Source organism: Ornithinibacillus californiensis (assembly GCF_001038485.1).
GTDB classification, from domain to species: Bacteria; Bacillota; Bacilli; order Bacillales; family Amphibacillaceae; genus Ornithinibacillus; species Ornithinibacillus californiensis.
Map to the genome: position 1 here is coordinate 85,939 of NZ_LDUE01000058.1, position 24,523 is coordinate 110,461.

31 protein-coding genes and 1 riboswitch are annotated in these 24,523 nt (G+C 37.1%); of the genes, 13 read left to right on the forward strand and 18 right to left on the reverse strand.

Annotated features, from left to right (window positions below; translation table 11 throughout):
* Positions 1-31 precede the first annotated feature (31 nt).
* On the forward strand, positions 32-637 hold the full coding sequence (locus tag TE34_RS14475; RefSeq protein WP_047985522.1) for a TetR/AcrR family transcriptional regulator: 606 nt from the start codon (positions 32-34) through the stop codon (positions 635-637).
* A 71-nt stretch (positions 638-708) separates the two neighbouring features.
* Here TE34_RS14475 and TE34_RS14480 read toward each other — a convergent pair whose 3' ends face one another.
* Positions 709-1,350 (reverse strand): YczE/YyaS/YitT family protein, encoded by a 642-nt coding sequence (locus tag TE34_RS14480; protein ID WP_236687165.1) that lies wholly within the window; start codon positions 1,348-1,350, stop codon positions 709-711.
* A 421-nt stretch (positions 1,351-1,771) separates the two neighbouring features.
* On the opposite strand from TE34_RS14480, the gene TE34_RS14485 reads away from it, so the two are divergent.
* Positions 1,772-2,335, forward strand: a complete 564-nt coding sequence (locus TE34_RS14485; RefSeq protein ID WP_047985524.1) for a tyrosine-type recombinase/integrase — start codon at positions 1,772-1,774, stop codon at positions 2,333-2,335.
* Between the two features lie 36 nt (positions 2,336-2,371).
* Here TE34_RS14485 and TE34_RS14490 read toward each other — a convergent pair whose 3' ends face one another.
* Complete coding sequence (locus tag TE34_RS14490) at positions 2,372-3,061, reverse strand: universal stress protein (protein WP_047985525.1); 690 nt, start codon at positions 3,059-3,061, stop codon at positions 2,372-2,374.
* 232 nt (positions 3,062-3,293) lie between these two features.
* Here TE34_RS14490 and TE34_RS14495 point away from each other — a divergent pair, with 232 nt between their 5' ends.
* Genes TE34_RS14495 through TE34_RS14525 form a run of 7 tightly spaced genes read left to right on the forward strand, consistent with a single transcriptional unit; the run spans position 3,294 to position 9,068 of the window.
* Positions 3,294-5,714, forward strand: coding sequence for a Na+/H+ antiporter subunit A (locus tag TE34_RS14495; RefSeq protein ID WP_047985526.1), 2,421 nt, complete (start codon positions 3,294-3,296; stop codon positions 5,712-5,714).
* Positions 5,695-6,126: a Na(+)/H(+) antiporter subunit B gene (locus tag TE34_RS14500; RefSeq protein ID WP_047985527.1), complete on the forward strand. Its 432-nt coding sequence runs from the start codon at positions 5,695-5,697 to the stop codon at positions 6,124-6,126. The genes TE34_RS14495 and TE34_RS14500 overlap by 20 nt, the downstream gene beginning before the upstream one ends.
* Positions 6,126-6,464: a Na(+)/H(+) antiporter subunit C gene (locus tag TE34_RS14505; RefSeq protein ID WP_047985528.1), complete on the forward strand. Its 339-nt coding sequence runs from the start codon at positions 6,126-6,128 to the stop codon at positions 6,462-6,464. The genes TE34_RS14500 and TE34_RS14505 overlap by 1 nt, the downstream gene beginning before the upstream one ends.
* A complete protein-coding gene (locus tag TE34_RS14510; RefSeq protein WP_047985529.1) occupies positions 6,457-7,947 on the forward strand; it encodes a Na+/H+ antiporter subunit D in 1,491 nt (496 codons plus the stop codon). The genes TE34_RS14505 and TE34_RS14510 overlap by 8 nt, the downstream gene beginning before the upstream one ends.
* A gap of 18 nt (positions 7,948-7,965) precedes the next feature.
* Positions 7,966-8,451 carry a Na+/H+ antiporter subunit E gene (locus TE34_RS14515; protein WP_047985530.1) on the forward strand — a complete coding sequence of 162 codons (486 nt, stop codon included), beginning with the start codon at positions 7,966-7,968 and terminating at the stop codon, positions 8,449-8,451.
* The gene (locus TE34_RS14520; protein ID WP_047985531.1) at positions 8,444-8,722 is read left to right on the forward strand and encodes a Na(+)/H(+) antiporter subunit F1; all 279 of its coding nucleotides are present in this window, start codon (positions 8,444-8,446) and stop codon (positions 8,720-8,722) included. Before TE34_RS14515 ends, TE34_RS14520 begins: the two co-directional genes overlap by 8 nt.
* Positions 8,706-9,068 (forward strand): Na+/H+ antiporter subunit G, encoded by a 363-nt coding sequence (locus tag TE34_RS14525; RefSeq protein ID WP_047985532.1) that lies wholly within the window; start codon positions 8,706-8,708, stop codon positions 9,066-9,068. The genes TE34_RS14520 and TE34_RS14525 overlap by 17 nt, the downstream gene beginning before the upstream one ends.
* A gap of 24 nt (positions 9,069-9,092) precedes the next feature.
* Here the strand turns inward: TE34_RS14525 and TE34_RS14530 are convergent, their stop codons facing one another.
* Both TE34_RS14530 and TE34_RS14535 read right to left on the reverse strand, forming a co-directional pair.
* Complete coding sequence (locus tag TE34_RS14530) at positions 9,093-10,361, reverse strand: mechanosensitive ion channel family protein (RefSeq protein ID WP_047985533.1); 1,269 nt, start codon at positions 10,359-10,361, stop codon at positions 9,093-9,095.
* Positions 10,362-10,392: 31 nt separating this feature from the next.
* Positions 10,393-10,596, reverse strand: coding sequence for a hypothetical protein (locus TE34_RS14535; protein ID WP_047985534.1), 204 nt, complete (start codon positions 10,594-10,596; stop codon positions 10,393-10,395).
* Positions 10,597-10,859: 263 nt separating this feature from the next.
* On the opposite strand from TE34_RS14535, the gene TE34_RS14540 reads away from it, so the two are divergent.
* Both TE34_RS14540 and TE34_RS14545 read left to right on the forward strand, forming a co-directional pair.
* Positions 10,860-12,125 (forward strand): S41 family peptidase, encoded by a 1,266-nt coding sequence (locus TE34_RS14540; RefSeq protein ID WP_047985535.1) that lies wholly within the window; start codon positions 10,860-10,862, stop codon positions 12,123-12,125.
* Positions 12,126-12,146: 21 nt separating this feature from the next.
* On the forward strand, positions 12,147-13,274 hold the full coding sequence (locus TE34_RS14545) for a serine hydrolase domain-containing protein (RefSeq protein ID WP_047985536.1): 1,128 nt from the start codon (positions 12,147-12,149) through the stop codon (positions 13,272-13,274).
* 106 nt (positions 13,275-13,380) lie between these two features.
* Here the strand turns inward: TE34_RS14545 and TE34_RS14550 are convergent, their stop codons facing one another.
* From TE34_RS14550 to TE34_RS14570, 5 genes are all read right to left on the reverse strand, one after another.
* A complete protein-coding gene (locus TE34_RS14550) occupies positions 13,381-14,580 on the reverse strand; it encodes a M20 family metallopeptidase (RefSeq protein ID WP_157037643.1) in 1,200 nt (399 codons plus the stop codon).
* Between the two features lie 13 nt (positions 14,581-14,593).
* On the reverse strand, positions 14,594-15,448 hold the full coding sequence (locus TE34_RS14555; protein WP_047985537.1) for a MetQ/NlpA family ABC transporter substrate-binding protein: 855 nt from the start codon (positions 15,446-15,448) through the stop codon (positions 14,594-14,596).
* A 50-nt stretch (positions 15,449-15,498) separates the two neighbouring features.
* Positions 15,499-16,161: a methionine ABC transporter permease gene (locus tag TE34_RS14560; protein WP_047985538.1), complete on the reverse strand. Its 663-nt coding sequence runs from the start codon at positions 16,159-16,161 to the stop codon at positions 15,499-15,501.
* Positions 16,151-17,176: a methionine ABC transporter ATP-binding protein gene (locus tag TE34_RS14565; RefSeq protein WP_047985539.1), complete on the reverse strand. Its 1,026-nt coding sequence runs from the start codon at positions 17,174-17,176 to the stop codon at positions 16,151-16,153. Before TE34_RS14565 ends, TE34_RS14560 begins: the two co-directional genes overlap by 11 nt.
* Before the next feature lie 103 nt (positions 17,177-17,279).
* A riboswitch (SAM riboswitch) is annotated at positions 17,280-17,389 on the reverse strand.
* A 180-nt stretch (positions 17,390-17,569) separates the two neighbouring features.
* The gene (locus tag TE34_RS14570) at positions 17,570-18,145 is read right to left on the reverse strand and encodes a TetR/AcrR family transcriptional regulator (protein ID WP_047985540.1); all 576 of its coding nucleotides are present in this window, start codon (positions 18,143-18,145) and stop codon (positions 17,570-17,572) included.
* Positions 18,146-18,303: 158 nt separating this feature from the next.
* Between TE34_RS14570 and TE34_RS14575 the strand changes: the two genes are divergently transcribed.
* Positions 18,304-18,879 carry an NADPH-dependent FMN reductase gene (locus TE34_RS14575; protein WP_047985541.1) on the forward strand — a complete coding sequence of 192 codons (576 nt, stop codon included), beginning with the start codon at positions 18,304-18,306 and terminating at the stop codon, positions 18,877-18,879.
* Positions 18,876-19,793 (forward strand): DsbA family protein, encoded by a 918-nt coding sequence (locus TE34_RS14580; protein WP_047985542.1) that lies wholly within the window; start codon positions 18,876-18,878, stop codon positions 19,791-19,793. The genes TE34_RS14575 and TE34_RS14580 overlap by 4 nt, the downstream gene beginning before the upstream one ends.
* A 43-nt stretch (positions 19,794-19,836) precedes the next feature.
* On the opposite strand, the gene TE34_RS14585 is transcribed toward TE34_RS14580, so the two are convergent.
* The 9 genes from TE34_RS14585 to TE34_RS14625 all read right to left on the reverse strand — a co-directional run bounded on the left by TE34_RS14585 (position 19,837) and on the right by TE34_RS14625 (position 24,516).
* On the reverse strand, positions 19,837-20,070 hold the full coding sequence (locus TE34_RS14585) for a DUF3953 domain-containing protein (RefSeq protein WP_047985543.1): 234 nt from the start codon (positions 20,068-20,070) through the stop codon (positions 19,837-19,839).
* A gap of 41 nt (positions 20,071-20,111) precedes the next feature.
* Positions 20,112-20,729: a hypothetical protein gene (locus TE34_RS14590; protein WP_047985544.1), complete on the reverse strand. Its 618-nt coding sequence runs from the start codon at positions 20,727-20,729 to the stop codon at positions 20,112-20,114.
* A gap of 167 nt (positions 20,730-20,896) precedes the next feature.
* Positions 20,897-21,298 (reverse strand): hypothetical protein, encoded by a 402-nt coding sequence (locus tag TE34_RS14595; RefSeq protein ID WP_047985545.1) that lies wholly within the window; start codon positions 21,296-21,298, stop codon positions 20,897-20,899.
* 82 nt (positions 21,299-21,380) lie between these two features.
* Positions 21,381-21,746 carry a hypothetical protein gene (locus TE34_RS14600; protein WP_047985546.1) on the reverse strand — a complete coding sequence of 122 codons (366 nt, stop codon included), beginning with the start codon at positions 21,744-21,746 and terminating at the stop codon, positions 21,381-21,383.
* A gap of 37 nt (positions 21,747-21,783) precedes the next feature.
* Positions 21,784-22,482 carry a hypothetical protein gene (locus TE34_RS14605; RefSeq protein WP_047985547.1) on the reverse strand — a complete coding sequence of 233 codons (699 nt, stop codon included), beginning with the start codon at positions 22,480-22,482 and terminating at the stop codon, positions 21,784-21,786.
* 152 nt (positions 22,483-22,634) lie between these two features.
* Complete coding sequence (locus tag TE34_RS14610; RefSeq protein WP_236687166.1) at positions 22,635-23,003, reverse strand: hypothetical protein; 369 nt, start codon at positions 23,001-23,003, stop codon at positions 22,635-22,637.
* A 70-nt stretch (positions 23,004-23,073) separates the two neighbouring features.
* A complete protein-coding gene (locus TE34_RS14615; protein ID WP_047985548.1) occupies positions 23,074-23,625 on the reverse strand; it encodes a dihydrofolate reductase family protein in 552 nt (183 codons plus the stop codon).
* Positions 23,626-23,716: 91 nt separating this feature from the next.
* Positions 23,717-24,034 carry a hypothetical protein gene (locus tag TE34_RS14620; protein ID WP_047985549.1) on the reverse strand — a complete coding sequence of 106 codons (318 nt, stop codon included), beginning with the start codon at positions 24,032-24,034 and terminating at the stop codon, positions 23,717-23,719.
* 68 nt (positions 24,035-24,102) lie between these two features.
* On the reverse strand, positions 24,103-24,516 hold the full coding sequence (locus TE34_RS14625) for a hypothetical protein (RefSeq protein ID WP_047985550.1): 414 nt from the start codon (positions 24,514-24,516) through the stop codon (positions 24,103-24,105).
* Positions 24,517-24,523 lie beyond the last annotated feature (7 nt).

Below are 24,523 nucleotides of genomic sequence, written 5' to 3' on the forward strand. Positions count from 1 at the left end.
TTTTAGAGATACTTATAGAGAGGTGAGCCTTATGGTAGATTATCCTGACAAACGAGTACAACGTTCAAAATCAGATATCAAAGAAACTTTCTTAAAACTATTACATCAGAAGCCCTTTGAACAAATTACCATATCAGAAATTGTACGTGAAGCCAATTATAATCGTGGTACTTTCTATGCGAATTTCGAGACAAAAGAGCACCTTTTAGAAGAAGTAATCACCGATGTGTTATCCGAGATGGTCGAACAAATTCGTACTCCCTATAAAACTTTCGAAACAGTAAATATGAAAGAAATGAAATTAGAAGATATTACATTGTTTAGTTATTTTAAGGAGAATGCTAGTCTGTATAAACTACTATTAAGTGATCATATACGAGTAGACTTCCGCTTCCAAATAGCAAAAGCAATTGAGGAAATGTTTAACCGGGAATATGATTATGAAATAGAGGGAGATTCATACATCGATACAAAATGGTTATACATTTTTCGCGCACATGGTATTGCAGGACTTATCATTCGTTGGATTGAAGAAGACTTTCCAGATTCACCCGACTACATGTCCGAGCAAACCTTGAATTTTATGACAACCGCAACCAAAGTCTTTCATGTTAAAAATAATGGGTATTTTGGTTAAATGTACACGAAAATAATAAGAGGACAGGAGTGAACTTTCCCGATAAACAGTTCACGTATCTGCCCTCTATTTTATGCACTTAATTTGGAATATTGTTTTTCCTGTAGCTTCCGTTCTATTAGGTTAAATACCGACTTGAACCTATTAAACGTGAACGCAAATACCGGACTTTGGATAAACGTAAAAATAAAGGTAAAAATGAATACCGGTCCTCCAAGTACTAGGCCAATCAATAACATTAGCGACTCTACAATAATCCGAATTAGTCCAACTGACTTACTTAACTTTTCCGCAATGGCTAACATAAAACCGTCTCTCGGCCCTGCACCAATCTGGGCGGAATTATACAATCCACCACCAAATCCCATCGTAACAATTCCTATAATAATCACGATGTAGTCCGTCCATGTTTGACTGGCTTGCGGTAAAAAATCAATCCATAAAAATAAATCCACAAATGCACCTACTAGAATCGCATTAATAAAGGTTCCTAACTTCACATAGCTTTTATCCAGAATTAAAGTAACAAATATTAGTAGAATAGAAATGATAATAGCCCAAGAACCAATGGATAGACCTACCTTTTCATATAGAGCAACATTTAAAACATCCCACGGATGGACCCCTAGATATTGCATTTTCAACGCTATGGTAATTCCATAGCTAAAAATAACAAGCCCTATCATATAAGTAACCCAACGTAACAACTGCATCATGTTTCCCCTTCTTTCTGTACCTTTATCATAGTATGTTTTTTCTAATATTAAAAGTCTTTCGAAATTTGTTCTTACCATCATTTCGAACGAACGATGTTTTCAAAAAGATGGTAATAGTTTGCCTTAGCTTCATTTCTGCTAGGATTTCCATGCCAAAATGATGTTAAGAACTCTCCTTAACTTCACTTCTCTCAATCTATTAAACAAAAATGATGCTAAGAGCCCTTCTTAAAATCACTTCAACCGAAAATCCATCCTGAAATGATGTTAACAACTACAGTAACGAGCCTACATAAACTATCCCTTTTAATTAAACAATAAGAAACAAAACCAACCAACACCGACAGAGTTCATAATTGCTCATGTTACATAACCTATGATACTATATAGTTATGTAACATAAACAGGGAGTAAACCAATGGAATATGTTGTTCCTATAAAGGATATTTCAAAAATAAATGCCATGAAAGATATATTGGAAAAGTCGTCATTACGGGATTATGTCCTTTTTGTCATTGGGATTAATACTGGTATCCAATCACAAAACTTACTACTTCTTAAAGTAGAAGATGTTTGGGATGGCGATGGACCAAGGGAATATCTCACCATTCAAGATGAAAAAACGGGTAATGTTCAAAAACATTATTTAAATAGTCGTGTTCGTATCGCTTTAGAAAGATACATTCGAAGTAGTGATTTAAAACAGACTGATTATCTTTTTAAATCCACTAGAAATGACAAACCGATTACGCGCCAGCAAGCCTATCGGATTATTAATGTTGCAGCAAAAGAAGCTGGGATAGAAGGAAATGTTGGTACACATACACTGCGAAAGACGTTTGGCTATCATGCATACCGGAAAGGTGTTGCCATTTCCATTTTAATGCATATGTTCCATCACAACTCGAGATCGGAGACATTAAAATACATCGGTATTACGGAGGAAGAAAAAAGCGCAGTTAAAGTAGATGTTAATTTATAAATAAAAAACTCTCCAAGTTCACCTGGAGAGTCTTCCTTACGACTTACTTTCATGTTCATAGTCGACGTTCATATCAACTTTTTTTAATTCCTTAACAATTCCTTCGGTCACTCGTACTTTAAACATTTCACGGTCTTTCATAAATTTAAAGATTCCGTTATCAAAGTCTGTTCCTTGTTCTTTAAAGAAGATACCTTCATAGTCAACGGTGTTTGAATGCTTAAATGTTAAACGGAAATGCTCATCTTCTTTAGAAAGGTATGCTCTGCAACCTCTCTGGAACTGGCCATTTTCGTTACGAATATAGCGTGTTACTGAAATAATATGCAAGTCTACAAATGGTATATCATGCAGTAATGTATTGATTAGAGAGCCTTTTGTAATTTGTTCCCATCGGCTTTGTGCTGTTTGGCCTAGGACAATTTGCGTCACATGCTTTTCTCTAGCAACGTCTGTAATTACTTTGGCTACTGGTCGTTTTTCTCTATCTTTTATAATAAAATCAGTTACATTATTCTCTTCTGCTAGCTGCTTCCATCTTTCTAAATAAAAGCTTTTCTCTGCATCCATTTCATCAAATGGCTTCGTATCAACCGTAAGAATATACAATGGACAGCCTAGCATGTTGGCAATTTTACAACCGCGTTTGATGAGGCGCTCGCCATTTGGGCCATAGTGTACACATACTAGAATGCTTTCATCTATACGCCCATTTGTTTTTTCCATTTTATTCACCTCAAAATAATATTAGAAAAACTAACGTTACAAACAGTATGTTCGTTTTTCTTCAACTTGTTACCTTAAAGAGACAATTATTATTTTACTAATCTATAAATAAAAACCTTGTTACTCATTAAACTATGTATGACTATATCACTTTGTCTTCCATACAGTCAATGGCAATTATTAATTCAGTAATTTTAAGAAAACAGTCTTTTTTCAATCGGAGTGAACGCTTTTGAGTTTGTTACATTTTATTATTCTACTGCCTTTCTTTGCAGCAATCATAATTCCTTATATATATAAGAAATTTAATGCAAAAATCCATACAGGATGGTTTGTCGTTGTTATTCCACTAGTTATTCTGATTCATCTCGCTTTACAGATTCCTAACATTTCAACTGGGGATACCATATTACTTTCTATGCCATGGATTCCGTCTTTAGGAATTAACTTTGATATTTATGTAGATGGGCTAGCACTGTTATTTGGATTGATCATTAGTGGAATTGGTACACTAGTTGTCTTCTATTCCATCTTTTATATGGATAAAAAACGGGAAGAGCTACATAATTTCTATGTTTATCTTCTCTTATTTATGGGAGCCATGCTTGGGTTGGTCGTCTCTGACAATGTTTTTGTATTATATACGCTTTGGGAGCTAACAAGTGTATCATCCTTTCTACTGATTGCTTATTGGTACGAACGGAAAAAGTCTCGTGCTGGTGCTTTAAAAGCGATGATTATTACCGTGTTCGGTGGGCTGGCCATGCTAGCAGGCTTAATTCTACTAACGATGATCACCGACACATACAGCCTACGAGAAATGTTCGCGAATGTTACGCTTATTACGGAGAGCTCTCTCTTCATTCCAGCAATGGTACTTATTCTAATCGGAGCGTTTACGAAGTCCGCACAATATCCTTTTAGTATTTGGTTACCAGATGCGATGGAAGCTCCAACACCAATTAGTGCTTACTTACATTCAGCTACGATGGTAAAAGCTGGAATATATCTAGTAGCACGAATGACTCCAATCTTTGGCGGAAACGCTGCTTGGTTTTGGATGGTTGGTGGAATTGGGGTAATCACATTAATTTATGGATCGGTACGTGCAGTAAGGCAAACCGACTTAAAAGCATTGTTAGCATTCTCAACGATTAGCCAACTGGGGCTAATCATGAGCTTACTTGGAGTAGGTTCTGCGGCGTTATATTTTGATATTGGTGATGCACAGGAAATCTATGCTTTTGCAATCTTTGCGGCGTTGTTCCATCTGTTTAACCATTCTACCTTCAAAGGTGCCTTATTCATGGTCGTCGGAATTATTGACCATGAAACGGGTACTCGTGATATTCGTAGATTAGGTGGTTTAATGTCTATCATGCCACTAACATTCACCATAGCATTAATTGGAAGCTTGTCAATGGCTGGATTACCACCTTTTAATGGATTCTTAAGTAAAGAAATGTTCTTTACTGGCATGCTTAGTGCATCGGAAATTTCTTTCTTTACTTTAGAAGAGTTAACTATTCTATTCCCGATTATTGCATGGGTTGCGAGTGTATTTACGTTTATTTATTGCTTAATTTTATTAGTCCGACCGTTTTTTGGTACATTCAAGCCAGATAAGCTTCCTAAGGAAAAAATTCATGAAGCACCGGTTGGCATGCTTATTCCACCTGCCATCTTAGGCGCACTTGTTGTTTTGATTTTCTTCTTTCCAAATCTATTAGCGAATTACATTCTTAAACCTGCGTTAATTTCCGTCATTCCAGGTATGACGATGGAGACCGTTCCATTCAAAATCACTGCTTGGCATGGTTTTCAAACCGAGCTTTGGATGACGATTGGGGTCATTGTCCTTGGTTCGATTTTATTCGTTGCCATTAAGAAGTGGAATATCGCATTCCGAGTTTATCCGGATAAGCTAAGCTTAAATTACTTGTATAGCAATGGAATTGAAAATCTAGAGCAAGGTTCTGCTTCCTTTACGAACCGCTACATGACTGGTTCAATCCGTCATTATTTACTGTATATCTTTGTATTTATCGTCCTTATTCTAGGAACTGCTTTAATTGTTTTTGATGCAATTACATTTGATTTTTCCAATAATGCTTATGTGACGGTATATGATATTGGTATATTAGCTGCCATGGTTGCCGCAACTTTCACCGTGTTGTTTACGAAAAATAGAATTACCGCCATTGTTGCACTTGGTGCCGTTGGCTATCTGATGGTGATGTTATTCGTAATTTTCCGTGCACCAGACTTGGCAATGACGCAGATGGTTGTTGAAACAGCAACTACGGTATTATTTTTACTATGTTTCTACCACTTACCAAAACTCGAGAAGAAAATTGAAAAAATGAAGTTCAAAGTAACCAATCTCGTGGTGTCTCTTGCAGTTGGTGTGACGATGACGGTATTGACTCTCGTAGCGACCGGTCATCAATTATTTACACCGATTACAACTTTCTTCGAGAATGCTTATGAATTAGCTGGAGCAAAAAATATCGTGAATGCAATCTTAGTTGATTTTAGAGGCTTTGATACCATGTTAGAAATCGCAGTATTACTGATTGCTGGTATCGGGGTGTATACGTTAGTTAAGCTCCAGCATAAAGGAAGTGATTCAGATGAAGCCGGAACCAAATGATGTCATCCTACACACGGTGTCAAAACTCACCGCCGTGATTATATTTACTTTTTCTATTGATTTATTTTGGGCAGGACATCATTTTCCTGGTGGCGGATTTATAGGTGGCTTAACAACTGCTGCTGGGATTGTTCTGCTCTATTTATCATTTGATATCGAGCGAATACAAACAAATTTACCGATTGATTATAAAAAACTTGCTGCACTTGGGGTCCTTATTTCGGTTTCAACCGGATTAGCTGGCATGATTTATGGTGATAACTTTTTAGAGCAAACTTTTGGTTACTTCGATCTTCCTCTCTTTGGAAAAACGGAACTAGCGACAGCAGTGCTTTTTGATATTGGAGTAGCTCTAGCAGTTATCGGCACAGCAGTCACCATTATAACTAGCATCAGTGAGGATGGTCTGTAATGGAAACACTTATAGCAATTGTCATTGGAATCTTATTTACGATCGGGACTTATCTCATGTTATCCAATCAAATGTTGCGGATTATCCTTGGGTTATCCCTAATCAGTCATGCAGTTAATTTAATGATTATTATTATGGGTGGTTTGAAAACAGGTGGACCTCCTTTGCTTTCTGAGAGAACAAAGGATTTTACAGATGCCATCCCACAGGCATTAATATTAACGGCAATCGTTATTAATTTTGCTGTAACAGCCTTCCTTCTTGTACTAAGCTACCGTACCTATAAAAAGCATGGTACCGACGATATGAACAACCTAAGGGGAAATGAACATGAATAACTTACTCATATGGCCAGTTATCTTGCCGTTAATAGCCGGAATGCTTTTCATCCTACTACGGAATAAAATTCACTTGCAACGAGTGCTATCTGTCGTCGTCCTTGCCGTTGTAACTGGAATTTCTATCGTCCTTATGAACCAAATACAAGCGAACGGCATTCAAACTCTGCAATTAGGCGGGTGGCAAGCTCCATTTGGGATTGGTCTTGTAGCGGACATGTTTTCCATCCTACTTGTTTTAACGACTAGTATTGTCGCCTTTTGTTGTGTGGTGTTTTCCTTTAAAATCATCGGCAAAGACAGGGAAAATCATTATTTTTATTCGTTAGTCTTATTCTTGATTACTGGGATAAACGGTTCATTCTTAACTGGGGACTTATTTAATTTATATGTTTTCTTTGAAGTACTTCTTCTAGCTTCTTATGTGTTAGTATCCTTGGGTGGCAAAAAAGTACAACTTCGGGAAACAATGAAATACGTGATTATTAACGTTCTTTCCTCAGCATTCTTCTTAGTTGGGATTGCTTATATGTATTCCATTACTGGTACATTGAGTTTAGCACATATTTCCGTTCGAATTGCTGAAGTTGGACAGGATGGCTTTATTACGACCGTAGCTATTTTATTTATTCTTGTATTCGGTATGAAGGCTGGATTGTTCTTATTTTATTGGCTACCTGGATCGTATAGTGTGCCACCGGCCGCAGTGTCTGCTCTTTTCGCCGCACTATTAACCAAGGTTGGAATCTATGCCATCATGCGAATGTTTACGTTAGTGTTTTATCATGAGCCTGGAATTACACATTTGTTCATTGGCATACTTGCAGCAATAACAATGATTTTAGGCGGAATCGGAGCAATTGGCTACTGGGATATAAATAAAATTCTAACCTATAATGTCATCATCGGGGCTGGATTTATTTTAGCTGGTTTTGCTGCATTTACCGATAGCGGGACACTCGGTTCTATCTATTATTTAATCCATGACATGATTGTAAAAGCTCTTATTTTCTTAATTGGTGGTGTCGTTGTTTATTTAACTGGTACAACCAATTTAAAAGAAATGAGTGGGTTAATACGGAACCATCCTTATTTAGGGTGGATGTTCTTTATCGCTGCTTTATCATTAATTGGCATTCCACCACTTAGCGGGTTTATTGGAAAGGTATTTATTACAAAAGGTACATTTGAAGCAGGATATTATTGGCTAGGTGCGATTGGATTGATAGCTAGCTTGCTTATTCTTTATTCGGTAATGAAAATCTTCATGAATGCCTTTTGGGGAGAAACCGTACTTAGTGAGGAAGAGGAAAAAGGTACGACCAAAGGGGTCATGATACCAATTGCGTTACTCACTATTCTTACGATCGCACTTGGTATTGGACCGGAATTCATTAACGCTTATGTGGAAACAGCAGTGGAATCGCTCATGAATCCACAAACGTATATTGATGCTGTATTTGCAGGAAATGATATTCCATAAACGAAAGGAGGAGCAGGCATGCCATTTCAAATATTGATTAACATATTTATTGCTTTTCTTTGGATGTTCTTCCAGGATGAGTGGCGATTCTTAAGCTTTTTGAGTGGTTATATCGTCGGTATTCTAATATTGTTCTTTATGCGACGTTTTTTCAACAAGCCTCTATATGTATTTTTCGTTTGGGCTGCTATAAAACTACTCTATGTTTTTAGTTATGAGCTCTTAGGGTCTGCCATTCTTGTGATACGGCAGGTGCTCCGTCCGAAGATTAATATTACCCCAGGTATATTTCGTATCGATACGGACTTAGAGGGGGATGTTGAAATCACTTTGCTTTCCCTACTGATTTGTTTAACACCGGGATCAGTGGTGATGGAGGTTACACCAAATGGTAAAAGCCTGTATGTTCATGCGATGGATGTCCCGGAATCAAAGGAATCGGTGTTAAAATCACAGTTGATCTTTGAACGGGCAATTAAGGATGTGACGAGAAAATATGTTTGAAATCTTGATGATATTATCACTTATTATTTTGACACTAGCTATTTTGTTAAATATTTACCGTGTAATAAAAGGGCCATCCAGTGCTGATCGGGTACAGGCACTTGATTCGATAGGGATTAATTTAATTGCAGGGATAGCAATTTTTTCTGTTTATCTCGATACCCATGCTTTTTTTGAACTAATATTATTAATCGGTATCTTGTCCTTTGTTGGGACCATAGCCTTTGCCCGATTTATTGAAAGGGGTGTCGTCATTGAGCGGAAGCGCTGAGGTCATTGCTGGAGTCTTGATTTTCTTAGGAACGTTAATTTGTTTAATTAGCGCCATTGGGTTGGTACGTTTACCAGATGTGTATACACGCTCCCATGCTGCATCGAAAAGCTCTACGGTAGGTGTATTGTTTATTCTAATCGGAACGTTATTATACTTTGTCATTTCAGAAGGATACTTTAGCATTCGACTTATTTTAGGAATCCTATTTGTTTTCTTAACCGCGCCAGTCGCAGCCCATGTCATCTGCCGCGCCGCTTATCGTGCCGAAGTACCACTAACAGAAAATAGTGCCGAAGACGAACTCAAAGATTACATGAAGGGGGACAGTCCCTCTGTGAAATGATTCACAGAGGGACTGTCCCTCCCTTTACTCTTGTTCTCTTATTGGTTTTACCTCTTGCTTTGTTGTTTCGCTTAAGGCTCTGAGATCATTTCCAGTTGGATTTTGGAACACTCGCAGGCCAAATTCAGGCGCTACTGCAAATAGGTGGTCAAAAATGTCCGACTGAATTGACTCATACACCGCCCATGCCGTATTATTCGTAAATGCATAAATCTCTAATGGCAATCCGTTTTCCTTTGGTTCTAACTGTCTTACCATTAACGTCATCTCCTTATGAATCCCCGGATGACGTTTTAAATAGTTATCGATATACGCTCGGAATACCCCGACATTTGTCATCGCTCTTCCATTGACTGGATTTTCACGATTGATTTGATGTGTCTTATTATATTCTTCAATTTCTGCTTCCTTCTGTGTTATATAATCCGATAGAACTTGAATCTTCTTTAAACGATCTAACATCTCAGGAGTACAAAATTTAATACTCGTTGTATCAAGATACAGTGATCGCTTAATCCTTCTTCCACCTGACTTTTCCATGCTTCGCCAGTTCTTAAACGAATCAGATACTAATGCATACGTCGGAATCATCGTGACTGTCTTATCCCAGTTTTGGACCATCACGGTATTTAACGTGATATCAATAACATCACCATCCGCATTATACTTTGGCATCTCAATCCAATCCCCAACTCGTACCATGTCATTAGTAGATAACTGGACGCCAGCAACAAGTCCTAAGATGGAATCCTGGAAGACTAACATTAATACCGCAGATAACGCACCAATACCACCTAACAGTACAAGTGGACTTTCACCGATTAGATTCGCAATGATTAAGATTGCTCCAATGACAAAGAAGATAATATTGGCTACTTGAATAAATCCTTTAATCGGTCTAGTTTTGGAAACTTCAAAGGTCCGATAAATATCATTAACCGCATGTAATGTACTATTGATTACTAGTAACATAACAAGAATGATATATGTATTTGAAAGCTTTATTATCAATTCCTCATATTCTGGAAAGGTTCCTGCGAAATTGTAAATAATAATTGCAGGAACAATATGTGAAAGCCTATGGAAAACCTTTCGTTCTAAAAACACATTATCCCATTGATATTTATTACGGGTTAGCATTTTCGTAATAATTCTTACAACAATCTTCTTTGTTATAAAATTAGCGATGATACTGATCAATGCTATAAATAGAATCTTAGCTGCAACAATTAAATATTTCTCTACTGTTGGATCCCAACCTAAATCACCGATCCATTCACTTATAAATTCCATATGTCCCCTCCGTCTCTTGAGTTAGTTCCCATTATAACAAATAATATGTGAAAGTATTACCGTTAACGAATTTCGTATTACCTTGAAGTTGTATGGTTAATCTTTCATTATTTTTCTTACTTTTAATAACACCATGAGAAGACTTGTCATCGTCATTATTAACGGATTTCCTCGTAAAAAGATCATGAGGACCTCTGTCATAATCAATTTCCACTAACTTTCCTCCGAAAATCATCATGAGGCCCCCTCTCATCATCAATTTTCACTAACTTCCCTCTAAAAATAATCATGATAAACCCTCTCATCATCAATTTTCACCAACTTCCCTCTGAAAATCATCATGAGAAACCCTCTCATCATCATTTCCGGCATAATTCTGTCCCTTTAAGTGAATTAGCCCTCCCTCATCAAATCACAACCAACTATCCACGATACATTTGTAATCATTTTCCATCTATACTAAAATAAATTTAGAATATTTTAAAAAGGGGACTAACCATGTATAGTGATATTTTTCGAGAAGTAGTTGATATCATGCACAGTGATTATGCGGGATATAAAGATAAACAAGGCTGGGATAATCCTAAGGTCTATGAGGATAAAATTAGACAATTGGAGAATACAAACGAACTCACACCCAATCGTTTTACAGAGCTTGTGCAGGATTACTTATTGGACTTCAAGGATCCACATATGTTTTTCATTGTACAAAAATCTGAGACACAACAACTATACGATAATGGATTTAAAGTGAGGAGACATGAAGACAAGCTTTTTGTCACTTCAACCGGCAATGAAAGTAGATTAAAGGTTGGAGATGCTATTGTTGAACTAGATAATGTTCCGGTCTTAGCTTTGGTAGAAAAACATAAGCGTGAATTAATGGAATCCAAAGCAGAAAGAGAATCTTGGCGAGATATAATCAAAAAATATAACCTTGCTAAAGTAGTTGATAGGACTGGTAAGGAGCAAATTATTGAATTAAAGAAATACCCAAAAGAAGGTTACGTTGCTAACCATTCTATAACAAGGATAGATGAGGACACCTTATGCATGACTTTAACAGACTTTTTTAATCCTGATCCGTTAAATCAGCTTATTGAAAAACATAAAAAAGAGCTTAGCAAAACTGTGAACTTGATTATTGATGTGCGCATAAATAATGGTGGAAGCGATGCAACTTTTCAGAACCTAACCCCTTACTTATTTCCAACCAATCCAATCATACTAGATTATAGTGATTATCAAATGAAGTTTAATTGTACGGAAAGAAATGCATCTTCACAGATAAATAGTTTAAAAGAAGATTTGAACCAGATTACTGACCCAACCATTCAAAATATGATCAAGCAGTTTATCCAAATGTGGGAGAAACATCGTGGGAGTGGATTCGTTGCATTCGAATCACAAAATATGGAGGCAGAAATAGTCGGTTTAGAATATCCAAAAAACATTATTATTCTAGCAGATGTATACTGCGGGAGTGCCGGAGACATCTTTGTGAATTTATGTAAGCAATCTCCAAAGGTTACCGTTGTTGGAAGGGCTACTATGGGAATGAATGATTACGCAAATCTCACCACGATCACATGGAATAATCAACTTAAATTCATGTACCCTACCTCAAGATTAGATCAATTAGACCACCGTGGTGCGCTAGAAGAACCCGGTATTAAACCAGATATTTACATCCCTTGGGCACCAGAACATATCGAAAAAGATATCGACATGGAAACAGCAATGAATATACTCCAGAGAGTATAAGATTATTAAGAGGTGTTTATTATGAAAAAAAGTCATTGGATTATTATCATTCTAGTCGCACTGTTTTTCATTGCCTATTCTTATAGACCAGAGATTGATTTTGCAACCGTACGGGTAGAAAAACCTGATGTATGGCCAACAGAAGAGTGGCCAGAATCGACTCCAGAAGAGCAAGGGGTCGATAGTGAAAAATTAGCTGAAATGTTCGAGCACATAGAAAAAACTAACCCTTATCGATTTGATGGATTACTTATCATTAAGAACGGTCATATCATCACAGAAAAATATAACTTCCCTTACGATGAAGATTTTCCCCATCAGATTTATTCTGTAACAAAAAGTTTAACAAGTGCAGCTACAGGGGTTGCTATAGATGAAGGATTATTTAGTTTGGACGACAACGTGTTAGACTTTTTTCCAGATATGAGTTTCGAAAACATGAGTGAAGCTAAAGAAAATATGACCGTTGAACACTTACTGACAATGACAAATGGCATGGATTGGAATGAGTTTGACGACCCAGAATTATGGGTGGATTGGCGTCGGAGTGATGAACAACTTAAGTTTTATCTAGACAATCCTGTTATCAAAGAAAAAGTTGGCAAGTTTAACTACGATACAGGGGCATCATTTACAATGGGGGCAATTATTGAAAAAGCAACGGGACAGAGCTTAGCTGATTACGCCCAAGAGAAGATTTTCAACAAGATTGGTGTTACTAGCATGAAATGGCATGAAACAAATGATGGCTACACACATGGTGGCACCTTTGCCTCGATGACACCACGAGATATGGCTAGATTTGGTTTTCTTTATCTTCATCGTGGTGAATGGGATGGAGAACAAATCGTTCCGAAAGATTGGGTAAAGGCATCTACCACACCCCAAACTGGTGAAGTATGGGATGGCTATGGATACTACTTTTGGTTATTAAAAGTAAAAGATAAAGAGATTTATCAGGCGAGTGGGGCAAATCACCAAAATATATTTATTGTGCCGGATGAAAATCTGGTCGTGGTCTACTCAGCTTCCGGCAAGTATGTTGAAGGGTTATTAACCTATTATATTTTCCCAGCTATCAAATCTGATAAAGCTATTCCAGCGAACGAAGAAGCCTATGCTAGATTGAAAGAGTTGATGGAAGACTAATAAACTAGCTGCTACATACAAAAGGAACAGCTTCTTTCTATTAGAAAGAGGCTGTTCCTCTCAATAACGAGCTTTTGTAAGATTTTAACCCTTAGCTAAAATGGTCCTATAGCTTCTTATTTCTCTCTTGCTCAAACGCTTCCTTCACTTGTTTTAAAAGTACAGGATCCGTTAGCAGTCGATATCCTGCAGATGCCAGCGCTTTTGCTCCTTTTATAAGAGCAGCATCACCTACCGGGGATTTAGCTGCTTCTCTAAATTCATTCGTATGCCCAATCAAATCATCCGGACCAATTTTTATATAAGGATGAGCAGTTGGAACTTCATAGCTAATATTTCCAGCATCTGTTGAACCTTTGCCTTTTCCTCTAACCGTCCAAACATCTTCCCCAACACCTTCCAATTCTTCCTTCAGAACCTGGTCGAGTACTGGGTTTAGGACAAAGTCTTTTACTTCATTTTGGAATCTCTCCACTTTAACCGTTGCACCGGTTGCTAGTGCGGCACCTTCTGCAATCGCACGTACTTTCGTGGAAACTTCCTCTGTCTTTTTCCAGGATTCTGCACGAATATAGAACCTAGCAACGGCATAGTCCGGAATAATGTTTGGTGCATCCCCACCATGAGTAATGATTCCGTGAACACGAACCTCGCTAGGAAGTTGTTGGCGTAATGCATTAATTCCTACAAATAGTTGAATCACAGCATCCAATGCATTAATCCCTTGTTCAGGAGCTCCTGATGCATGGGCAGCTTTCCCATAAAAATGAAAATCAAGTGGATCAACAGCTAGTGATTCACCAGTTACCGCTGTTTTTCCTGATGGATGAATCATTAACGCCGTATCTACACCTTTCAAATAGCCATGCTTTACGAAACTTCCCTTTGCACTACCGTTTGGACCACCTTCTTCCGCGGGTGTCCCTAACACGATGACCTTGCCACCTGTTTCCGCTAGTGTCTCCGAAAGCGCAATGGCAGCTGCTACGCTAGTTGTTCCAATTATATTATGACCACAGGCATGACCTAAGCCAGGTAATGCGTCATACTCTGCAAGATAGGCAATAGTAGGGCCCGGCTCCCCACTGTCTTTTACTGCATAAAAAGATGTTTCATGCCCTGCAACAGCAGTTTCTACTGTAAATCCTGCCTTTGTTAACGTTTCTACATGCTTTTTGCTTGCATAAAACTCCTGATTGCCGATTTCTGGGTTAGCATGTATATCCTGACTTGTTTCAATATATGCTTGTTTATTTGATTCGATCGATTCCTGTATTAACTCTATACCCGTTAGTGTTTTACTCAACCTAATCTCCTCCTTATAGTCCTTCAAATTGCTCTACTAGCTCATCTTTTGCAATATCAACAACAATGGATCCCCCATTTGTGTCCGCTTCAACTGCTTTTACTACCTCTTCTTCATGATATAACTCAACAATTTTTTGGAAGGTCGCATTATCTTGATCCCCAGATCGTGCTGCAAAAATATTGATGTATGGTAATACACTCGGATCGTTAGCATCTTCTAGGTAAACCGGATCTTTCACTGGATCGAATCCTGCTTGACCAGCCACACCGTTATTGATAACGGATGCTGCTACATCTGGTAATACACGTGGTGTTTGTTGTGCAACAATCGGTAAAATATCTAAGTTCAATGGATTATCTACAATCTTACTTGGGTCACCAAATAGCCCAAAATCGTCTGCTAATGTAATCAATCCTGCTGATTCTAATAATTTCAGTGCACGTGCCTGGTTAGAAGGATCATCTGGAATAGCTATTTTATCGCCTTCTTTAATCTCGCTCACATCTTTTATTTTCTCTGAGTATAATCCCATCGGTGCAATTACCGTTGCCCCTATTGGAACTAAATCTAGATCGTTCTCTTCATTGAATTGAGATAGAAACGCGATATGCTGGAATGAATTAAGATCAATATCCCCGTTAGCTAATGCTTGATTTGGTAAGGTATAATCAGAGAACTCCACTAATTCAATTTCAATTCCTTCAGCTTTTGCTTTTTCTTTTAACAATGGCCAAACCGCACCATCTGTTCCTGTTACCCCAATCTTAACTACATTGTTACCATCGCCTGATGCTGAATCGTCTCCACAGGCTGCTAATAGTCCAACTGCAATAAATACTAGCAAAATAGTAAACCATTTTTTCATTTTTGTATCTCCTCTTTGTGTTATTTTTTATGTGTTAATCAGAGCGCTTCTTAGCGTCTCATTATTTTTCTTGATAATGTATTTCCAATCCATTGTGCGATTTGCACGAGAACAATAAGTATAATAACGGTAACCAGCATGACACTACCATCAAACCGTTGGTACCCGTAGGTCATTGCAACATGGCCTAGTCCGCCTCCGCCAACTGTTCCTGCCATTGCGGAGAAATCTATTAAACTAACCGTTACAAAGGTTAAACCTAAAATAAGTGGCCCAAGTGCTTCTGGGATTAATACAGTGAAAATGATTCGGAGAGGACTCGCCCCCATTGCCTTCGCTGCCTCAATCACTCCAGAATCGATACTAACTAAGTTATTCTCTACGACTCTAGCAATCCCAAAGGAGGCGGCGATCGTCATCGGAAAAATAGCGGCCCATGTTCCAATTGTCGTTCCAACAACCGCCCTTGTTAGAGGACTAATTGCCACTAAGAAAATGATAAACGGGATTGGGCGAATAATATTAATCAATATATTTAGCAAAGTGAACACGATTTTGTTTTCTAGTATGTTTCCAGTTCTTGTAACAAATAGAAGTAAACCTATCGTTATACCCAGAATGGAACCAAAAATAAGAGTCATGATAACCATAAGAATGGTCTCCCCAGTGGATTCTACGATACGTGGCCAAAATGTACTCCAATCAACCTTCATTCACTTTCACCTCCTCGACAGTTACGTCTTGTTTCAATTCTGAAAGCACCGAAGAAATATTCTCCTCTTGCCCTACGAATGATACAAGCAGATTTCCATATAATTTCTCCTGTAATTCTCGGACGGATCCATACACAATATTTACATCCACATCAAATTTCCTTGTTACGCGAGACAGGACCGGATCACTAGCAATCTCCCCTTTAAAAATAACGCGGTATAAGTGTTTACCACCTTTCTTCCTCCACTCTTCCAATAACGTAGCAGAAGGTCTATCTTGCTGTACGGATTGAATAAAGCGCTGCGTAGTCAGGTGTGTTGGATTGGTAAAGACATTAAAGACCGAATCTGACTCAATTACTTCACCATTCTCCATTACGGCAACCCTGTCACAAATCTCTTGGATGACATGCATCTCATGCGTGATAAGTAGGATAGTAATTCCTAGTTCCTTATTTACCTTTTTGAGAAGACGGAGAATTTCTCCGGTAGTATCCGGGTCTAGTGCAGAGGTTGCCTCGTCACAAATTAAGATATCCGGAGAGGTAGCCAATGCCCTTGCAATACCTACCCGCTGCTTTTGTCCACCAGATAATTGTTCTGGAAAATCTTTTGCCTTATCTGTAAGACCGACAAAGCTTAACAACTCATTTACTCGTTCATTAATTTCCTTTTTCGGCACACCTGCTAACTTTAACGGGTAAGCGATATTTCCAGCTACCGTTCGTGAACCGAATAAATTAAAGTTTTGGAAAATCATCCCGATACCACTTCTTAGCTTTCTCACTTCTTTCTGTGAGAGGGATCCGATATTCACTCCTTTCACGTGAATCTCTCCACTAGTCGGGTTTTCCAATAAATTTACTAGCCGTAATAAAGTACTTTTTCCTGCACCGCTGAATCCAATAATTCCAAATATCTCCCCTTGCTCGATCGATAGGGAAACATTATTAACCGCATTTACTTCACGATTGCCAATTTTAAACGTTTTGGATATATTCCGAAATTCAATCATATAGTTACTCCACTCCTAATAAAAAAATGAACGAAAAAAGACCTTCCTTTTTTCTTATCCAAATAGAAAAAAGGAAGGTCTCAAAATATATGAAACGACTTCCTTCTCATCTTTCAAATGTAAAACATTTGCAGGAATTGGCACAGTGTTAATCAAAATTAACCCGCTGCCGAGACTTCATAGGGCCTGTCCCTCGGTCTCTCTGGATAAGAAGAAAATTTAAATTATTTAGTTTTAAGATATGATAAATACTATATTACCTATTGAACTTGGTGTCAATCCTTTTTTATGAAAATTTTAATATGTTTGTTAGATCGTACTAAATAGACTTTTTAGGAATGCCTTTAATTCGCTACCTAATTCCATCTTATTTTGCCAAGGCCAGTATTATTACTAATTTATATTTTTAATGTTGTTTTCATTAACTCCACCCTGGATATATGGAATGGCAACTTTAATAAATTCCTCAGGGGAAGTAGTTGGATTATTCCGCCACTCAACTGAAGCACCATACAGTCCCCAGCTTAGCATTGCAGCAGGTAGTTTAAGTGCTTCTTTATCCAAATTCGGTTGCTGATTACCTAACATTTTGTAAAAAATAACTTCTAGCTGCTCCCGAATAATTCGAGCAATTGTATCCTCATATCCTCTGTGGCAACGATTGGATAAAGACATCTGAAAATCCGTGATCGCTTTAAAGATGGTGACCAATGTGTCTTCATTCATTTTGCTATTTGCAAAATCCTGACAGCTCAGATTCACGAATAAAACCTCGGATAACGCCTTATCTAACAAGTCATAAATATCCTCAAAATGATAATAAAAAGTCGCCCGATTAATCATTGCTTCTGTTGTTATATCCTTGATAGTAATATCTTTGAATTCTTTCTTACTAGAAAGTTCTATAAAAGAATCCATGATTAGTTTTCGTGTGCGTAGAATTCGGGGATCAGTTTTTGTTTCTGTCATCGCCATACTCCCTCCTACTTTTCCAACAGATTTTCAAATGTGTTGGATATACGACAAATCCAACGTTCTATTGGTGTTTATTGATTTTATTATCCACTACACTAGCATTAAGAAGCAAACAAATAGCTTAAATTAAACTTTTCAAGGAGGAATTTTAAATGGTTAGAATTGGTATTATCACAGGGAGTACAAGAGATTCAAGAGTAAACACACAGGTAGCCGAATGGGTAAAATCCCTCGCTGACCTAAGAACAGATGCAGAATTTGAATTAGTAGATATTAAGGATTATCAATTACCAAGTTATAATGAATCTGTTCCAGCTGTATTTACGAAGGATTATCAAACACCCGAGGCAAAACCTTGGTCAGAAAAAATCGACTCACTAGACGGATTTGTTTTCATTCTAGCGGAGTACAATAAAGGAATTACATCGGGACTTAAAAATGCAATCGATTATCTATACCAAGAATGGAATAACAAAGCAGCTGGTATTGTTAGCTACGGTTCCACACTAGGAGTTTCAGCAGCAAATGACTTACGATTAATCTTATCTGTACCAAAGGTAGCAACGGTTGGAACACAAGTAGGAATGAGCTTGTTCACCGATTTTGAAAACATGAGCAAATTCACCCCTGCCCCGTTTCACCAAGAAACAGTTGATAAATTACTAGATGAAGTGGTTTCTTGGTCTACTGCCTTAAAAACAATCCGTACAAGTGAGGTGCTCGTATGACAAACAACAACTTGATTTGTGATATGGAAACTGGGGTATGTGGTGTTGCAGGTGACGAAGAAATGGAGATGATTGATTTGAACCAACCAACGAAAAAAATAGACTTATATTATGTGACGGACCCAATTTGTTCCCATTGCTGGGCATTAGAACCAACTCTTCGCCGCTTCACAAAGCAATATGGCCATTACTTTAACTTCAAAACTGTTATGGGTGGTTTATTAGAGAAGTGGGGTGGCGGTCCGGTAGATCCCGCTAATGGTATTCATGGACCTGCTGATGTTGCTGGTCACTGGAGAGAAGTTGGCGAACATTACCGCATGCCGATTGATGGTTCATTGATGATTGACAATCCGGTTCAGTCTTCTTTCCCGCCATCTAGAGTCTATAAAATCATTCAAAAACATCATGGTGAGGAAAAAGCTTTTGAATACCTTCGTCGTGCAAGAGAGGACCTATTTGCTTTTAATAAGAATATTGGTGAGGCATCTATCTTAGTTGAGATTGTGAATGGGATTGGCCTAGATGGTGAAGCAATTGTCAAAGAAGCTGACGAACAAATTGGTCATGATTTGTTAAATGAGGACTTCGCATTAACTAGAAGCCTTGGTGCAAGAGGATTCCCTACAATCATCATGGTTAATGAAGAAAATAAAGGCGTTAAAATTGTTGGTGGTCGCCCATTTGAATACTTTGTTGCGGGATTGACGCAAGTATTAGGAGAAGAGCCGACTCCGAAGCAACAGCCGGCACTTGCCGCATTACTGGAAGAAGAAAAGCTTCTTTTCGCGAAGGAAATTGAAGTAATGTATGATGTGAATCCTAATGAACTACAGGCTTTTGTGGAGAAAGAATTAGATGCATCTACTTTTGAAGAGAAGGAACTGCTTGGAGAAAAATACTTTATAAAATAACACTAAATCCATACAGCCCTATTACGGGGTTGTATGGATTTATTCATTGGAAGAAGAAACCTTTGATTGAAACAAATGTACAAAATAGGAAAACTACTACAAATAACCAACCATTTCCCTTTTGCCCTTTTTTAAATTCTACTAATCCAGAAGCTAACATCGAAAGCCCCAAGAATAGTATCATAAAATCGATATAACTAAAATCTTGCGTAATTAGTCCGTATCCCGCTAATAAAAGTGTTATTCCTGATAATATCAATCGAATAACTGTTAACAAAAAAATCACTCCCGGTAAATCTATTAAATTATTCTTTCAAGTTACTGCTTTAACAATTTGATTAATTCAATAACTGCTTTGTCATCACCTGCGTCAACATAGACTAGCTCCGTATTATTAATAATCTCTTCTGTATACTCTCGCATGTAGTTCTCATCTAAATCAGGAGGGACATTGCTCTCCCATCGTAAAGGTACATTGTATACGTTAATTGTGCCATCTCCGTTCCCACTATAAGTGACCGATCCATCTACTAAACGGGACCCTGCTAACTGAATAACATCCTCTGGATAGCTAGCACTAGTGTCATCATTTGGATTAACAGGTTCACCAACTGGAATATGAGTCACATACAGATTATCAATCTTTTGATTAGGTCCAAGCTGTAACCATATCCGTGCATATTCGATTTGTTCACTAGAATAATTGGAAAGTGTTTCTTTAGCTTTGGTGTCCTCATTGCTATTTTCTTCTAATGAGTTGTCATTCACATCATCAGATTCCGATTCCACTAAAGAACTATTTGATGTGCTTTCTTCCGGTTTTCCTGTTTGATTTTCTGTGATGTCGTGTTGATTTTCTTCATTCGTATTACCTACACACCCTACTAAAAACAATAAAGCTACAGAAAAATAGAGAATCTTAGTTAACTTTTTCATACATTAAAAACAACCTTTCTTCAGCTTAAATCATTATGTAGTTAGAAATCTTTAAACCAATAGTAACATATTTCCAGGTGGTAATATTAAATGGAAAAGACGATCACTATAATAATGATCGTCTCGTTTAACATTTACACCAATCTATTTGAGCGTTCTTCATTCTATCACTTTAATATCTCTACTAATTCTTTCCTATACTTTTCCTTTGTAAGCTTAAGCGTACCTTTCTCACTTTCTAGCAGATCAAATCCAGGACGTTGACCGAATTCAATCCAAATATAAATATCCTCTTTCTCACCATTTTCATAGTAAAGCGTAAGTATGATATCCTCATGAAAGGCTTTTTCGTATTGGGCATTTTCTCGTTTTGTTTTATTTAATACTTTGGTTAACCTGTTAATCTTGTCTTTGTCTTTTATTAATATTTTATCTCCAAATTCTTCTTTTAAATGGTCGTACTTTGTATACTCTGCTTTACGTATGTCTGAGTACTTATCTGGTATTAACCAACCAACAGCGAGGATAACCACTATTATTGTAAATAAAACGAATAACGCTTTCTTCATGATTTTCCTCCTTCATACAGTCCCAGTTTTAACAGAGAAAACCTAAATCGTAAGCAGTAACTTTTCCCCAAATTCAATCGCATTAACGTGCCCCATTAAATCTACTAACCGCTATACCCCTTAGCTTCATAAAGAACATTATAAGAAAACTAATAAGATACATTGCACAGGTAGCACCAAACAATGCAAATATACCGGGAGTTCCCGCCATATAGTAACTGATTGGCAATGACCACACAAAAGCTATTAACATTAAGAAATTCATTGACGTTAAGGAAGCTAATATTGCTATACACCCTGGGAGGCACAGTGATATAAACGTATTAATAATAGGCTCTAGATCAGACGATGGAGAAGTTGAGGTTAGAACCACAACACACAGACCAACCCATAACAGTACACTAACAACACCAGAAGTAAGGCCTAGATATTTACCTACCCTTTTCATTGAAATTCCTCCTGTACTTATTTAGTTCCTTTGACAATCAACTTTCAGACAAATATTTCCTTAAACCATGGTCTGTATCTATGAAATATTCTTTAAGATGCGCTTCAGTTCTGTTAGAAAGATTAACCAAATGGTCGACCCAGTGCTCTTCTGTTATATTTCCTTCTTCATAGATATCTGGATATTCCCCATCGAGAAACAATTCGGCCGTTTCTTCTACAGTCTTACTTGGATTCACAATCGCACTGTGTACTTCAACTTCCTCATGCCAAATCTCAACTATTTGTTTAATCGTTCGAAATTTCTTAAGTTGCTCCTCATTTAACGCTACGGATTCCTTAGTAGAAGGATATTCTGCATATAAATCTCCATAGAAAATTGCCATATCCGCAGCTGCAATTTCGGAAGCATTGGGTAATTCGTCAAAAGCTATTCTTTCTAAATCATAAACTGCAATTTGACGATAATCCATTAATTGTCTAGTAATAAGAGCAGCTGCATCTTTTAAGTAGCTTGCATCTTCTTTCGTTAATTCTTCAGTAGATAATATCCTATTTAATACAAAATTCGTTCGTAAAATAATACTATTCATATTGCCAAAGTCGTAAGTTAAGTTATCCGACATGTAATCGATGTACTTTTGCTTATCTTGATATTGATAAACATTGAGAGCGATTAATAGTAATATGATTAATATGAACACTATGCTTCTAATTCTATTATTTGATAAGGACAAAAATACTTCCCCCTTTGAGCAAACCCATCAATAAACAATATCTCTATACATTTATACTAACATAATATTCCAACTACTTATTTCCAAAAAAGAAAAAAAGTGATACATTCATCACTTTGTTTAATTCATGTCCTCTTATATTCTAGAATTAATTACTCTCCTAGTTGGATTAAGTATCTTTTCTCCAAACCATTATACTCAACAATTAGGATAGGCTTCTTCTCCTTAACCGAGAAAATTTTTGAACCAACTGGCAATTTATTTGCCATGCCCTCGGATATGACACCTATTTGTTCGTCTTTTGTTAACTCCTCATCCTCAATCCAATCGACACCAGTCTTATAAACATAACCATCAAATTCGAATAGATCTGCATCCGGGTAAAGTTTTAAGACTTGTTTCTTGCTTAATGCCCCTCCTTCACCATGACCAGGTGAACAACCTCCAACAAATAATATAATCAAGATTAATAAGGCACTAAATTTATGTGTTTTCAGGGTACTATTACTGATACCGCTCAAATTAAATCTATCCTTTCGCACAGATCAACAGAAGATGTAACTTAGAGGTATATTATCAACCCGACTCTCCTCAATCTTTATGATAAATCAATTGAACAACTCCAGAAGAAAAAGTTCTTGAATTAACTAGTTTAAGGTCGAATCTCTTTTTAATGTCAACAAACAAAGGTCTTCCTTCTCCCAAGACAACTGGATGAACTGATAACCTAAATTCATCAACCAGCCCCAGATTTACAAAAGTTGTTATTAGATCCGCTCCTCCATATAACCAAATGTCTTTACCAGTCTTGCTCTTCAATCTATTTATTTCTTCTTGAATATTATCGTTTATATAAACAGCATTAGTATTAGTTCCTTTTTGTGTTCTAGAAAACACATACTTATCTTTACTATGAATTAATTCCCACATATCCTTTTCTTCATCAGACTCTCCTACCGGTGTATACTCCCCCCATAAATCATAGCTTTTTCTTCCATAAATAATGGTATCGATTTGATTTAGGAAATTAGTAAATCCCATATCGGAATCCATGATACACCAATCTACTTCCCCATTTTTTCCTTCAACAAAACCATCCAACGTAACTGCTAAATCTAAAAGAATTCTTCTATTACTGGACATAAATTATCAATCCTTTGTTAGTGTTCTTAAAAAGAGTTCATCTTCTGTAAAGCACATTTCATTTATTACTTAACCAATAACCTTCCCAAGGTTAAGCTTTTTTCTCGATCTTTTTCCATTTCACATAATTGTAGGCAATTTCTATGGCAAAAATCAGAAAAAACGCAATACCAATGTATTTAAGTTCAGTTGAATTTAAACCACCTTGTAAGTAAATTACAAGATATAGAAGAGATACAATGGGAATCCCCCACAAAACACGTATTAATTTCCTTCTATAAGTTAACTTAAAATATATTAACTCAAAACCTTTGTCCTTTTTATCTTCATCCTTAAAGATCCTAGACATTATAGTACTAACAAGTAAAACTGTTATCGACGTTACGATTAAAAATGTTAATATATTCATTATCCTCCCCCTTAAAATGCAGTGTAAAAAGAGATTCAACTATAGACATCCACTAACAAATAAACAATTCACCGCCGCTTCAAGCTATCGATTAATACATATCCAAAGATAATCCCAGTTGTAGTAACGATCATGGTATGGCCCAAAGTCAACACTTCAGATACAAATGGTAAGTTCGCCCCAAAAGGTGTGTCAAAAGCTATGATTGGTAAGATGGTGACATATAATGTTGGCAACCCAATTACCATTGCTTTTATCCAATCAAAAGTCCATTCAGTCTTCTCTTTAGCCACTAAAATCAGCTTCGGTAATCCTAATATTACTCCAATAATAATTGGAAAAACGCTCTTAAAAGCGATATAAGACTGTGGCTCAAATGTTTTTTGCCCTTCTATCTGTAGGTGCGTCTGATATTTCACACCAATATACAGAACTATACCGACAACCAATGTGCAACCAAAATAATATAAGAACCTCTTCATTTCAGTT

Excerpts from the sequence above, each read along its gene's own strand:
- TE34_RS14475 (WP_047985522.1), top strand. The coding sequence starts at position 32 with ATGGTAGATTATCCTGACAAACGAGTACAACGTTCAAAATCAGATATC.
- TE34_RS14480 (WP_236687165.1), bottom strand. The coding sequence starts at position 1,350 with ATGCAGTTGTTACGTTGGGTTACTTATATGATAGGGCTTGTTATTTTT.
- TE34_RS14485 (WP_047985524.1), top strand. The coding sequence starts at position 1,772 with ATGGAATATGTTGTTCCTATAAAGGATATTTCAAAAATAAATGCCATG.
- TE34_RS14490 (WP_047985525.1), bottom strand. The coding sequence starts at position 3,061 with ATGGAAAAAACAAATGGGCGTATAGATGAAAGCATTCTAGTATGTGTA.
- TE34_RS14500 (WP_047985527.1), top strand. The coding sequence starts at position 5,695 with ATGAAGCCGGAACCAAATGATGTCATCCTACACACGGTGTCAAAACTC.
- TE34_RS14505 (WP_047985528.1), top strand. The coding sequence starts at position 6,126 with ATGGAAACACTTATAGCAATTGTCATTGGAATCTTATTTACGATCGGG.
- TE34_RS14510 (WP_047985529.1), top strand. The coding sequence starts at position 6,457 with ATGAATAACTTACTCATATGGCCAGTTATCTTGCCGTTAATAGCCGGA.
- TE34_RS14515 (WP_047985530.1), top strand. The coding sequence starts at position 7,966 with ATGCCATTTCAAATATTGATTAACATATTTATTGCTTTTCTTTGGATG.
- TE34_RS14520 (WP_047985531.1), top strand. The coding sequence starts at position 8,444 with ATGTTTGAAATCTTGATGATATTATCACTTATTATTTTGACACTAGCT.
- TE34_RS14530 (WP_047985533.1), bottom strand. The coding sequence starts at position 10,361 with ATGGAATTTATAAGTGAATGGATCGGTGATTTAGGTTGGGATCCAACA.
- TE34_RS14535 (WP_047985534.1), bottom strand. The coding sequence starts at position 10,596 with ATGATTTTCGGAGGAAAGTTAGTGGAAATTGATTATGACAGAGGTCCT.
- TE34_RS14540 (WP_047985535.1), top strand. The coding sequence starts at position 10,860 with ATGTATAGTGATATTTTTCGAGAAGTAGTTGATATCATGCACAGTGAT.
- TE34_RS14545 (WP_047985536.1), top strand. The coding sequence starts at position 12,147 with ATGAAAAAAAGTCATTGGATTATTATCATTCTAGTCGCACTGTTTTTC.
- TE34_RS14555 (WP_047985537.1), bottom strand. The coding sequence starts at position 15,448 with ATGAAAAAATGGTTTACTATTTTGCTAGTATTTATTGCAGTTGGACTA.
- TE34_RS14560 (WP_047985538.1), bottom strand. The coding sequence starts at position 16,161 with ATGAAGGTTGATTGGAGTACATTTTGGCCACGTATCGTAGAATCCACT.
- TE34_RS14565 (WP_047985539.1), bottom strand. The coding sequence starts at position 17,176 with ATGATTGAATTTCGGAATATATCCAAAACGTTTAAAATTGGCAATCGT.
- TE34_RS14570 (WP_047985540.1), bottom strand. The coding sequence starts at position 18,145 with ATGACAGAAACAAAAACTGATCCCCGAATTCTACGCACACGAAAACTA.
- TE34_RS14575 (WP_047985541.1), top strand. The coding sequence starts at position 18,304 with ATGGTTAGAATTGGTATTATCACAGGGAGTACAAGAGATTCAAGAGTA.
- TE34_RS14580 (WP_047985542.1), top strand. The coding sequence starts at position 18,876 with ATGACAAACAACAACTTGATTTGTGATATGGAAACTGGGGTATGTGGT.
- TE34_RS14590 (WP_047985544.1), bottom strand. The coding sequence starts at position 20,729 with ATGAAAAAGTTAACTAAGATTCTCTATTTTTCTGTAGCTTTATTGTTT.
- TE34_RS14595 (WP_047985545.1), bottom strand. The coding sequence starts at position 21,298 with ATGAAGAAAGCGTTATTCGTTTTATTTACAATAATAGTGGTTATCCTC.
- TE34_RS14600 (WP_047985546.1), bottom strand. The coding sequence starts at position 21,746 with ATGAAAAGGGTAGGTAAATATCTAGGCCTTACTTCTGGTGTTGTTAGT.
- TE34_RS14615 (WP_047985548.1), bottom strand. The coding sequence starts at position 23,625 with ATGTCCAGTAATAGAAGAATTCTTTTAGATTTAGCAGTTACGTTGGAT.
- TE34_RS14620 (WP_047985549.1), bottom strand. The coding sequence starts at position 24,034 with ATGAATATATTAACATTTTTAATCGTAACGTCGATAACAGTTTTACTT.
- TE34_RS14625 (WP_047985550.1), bottom strand. The coding sequence starts at position 24,516 with ATGAAGAGGTTCTTATATTATTTTGGTTGCACATTGGTTGTCGGTATA.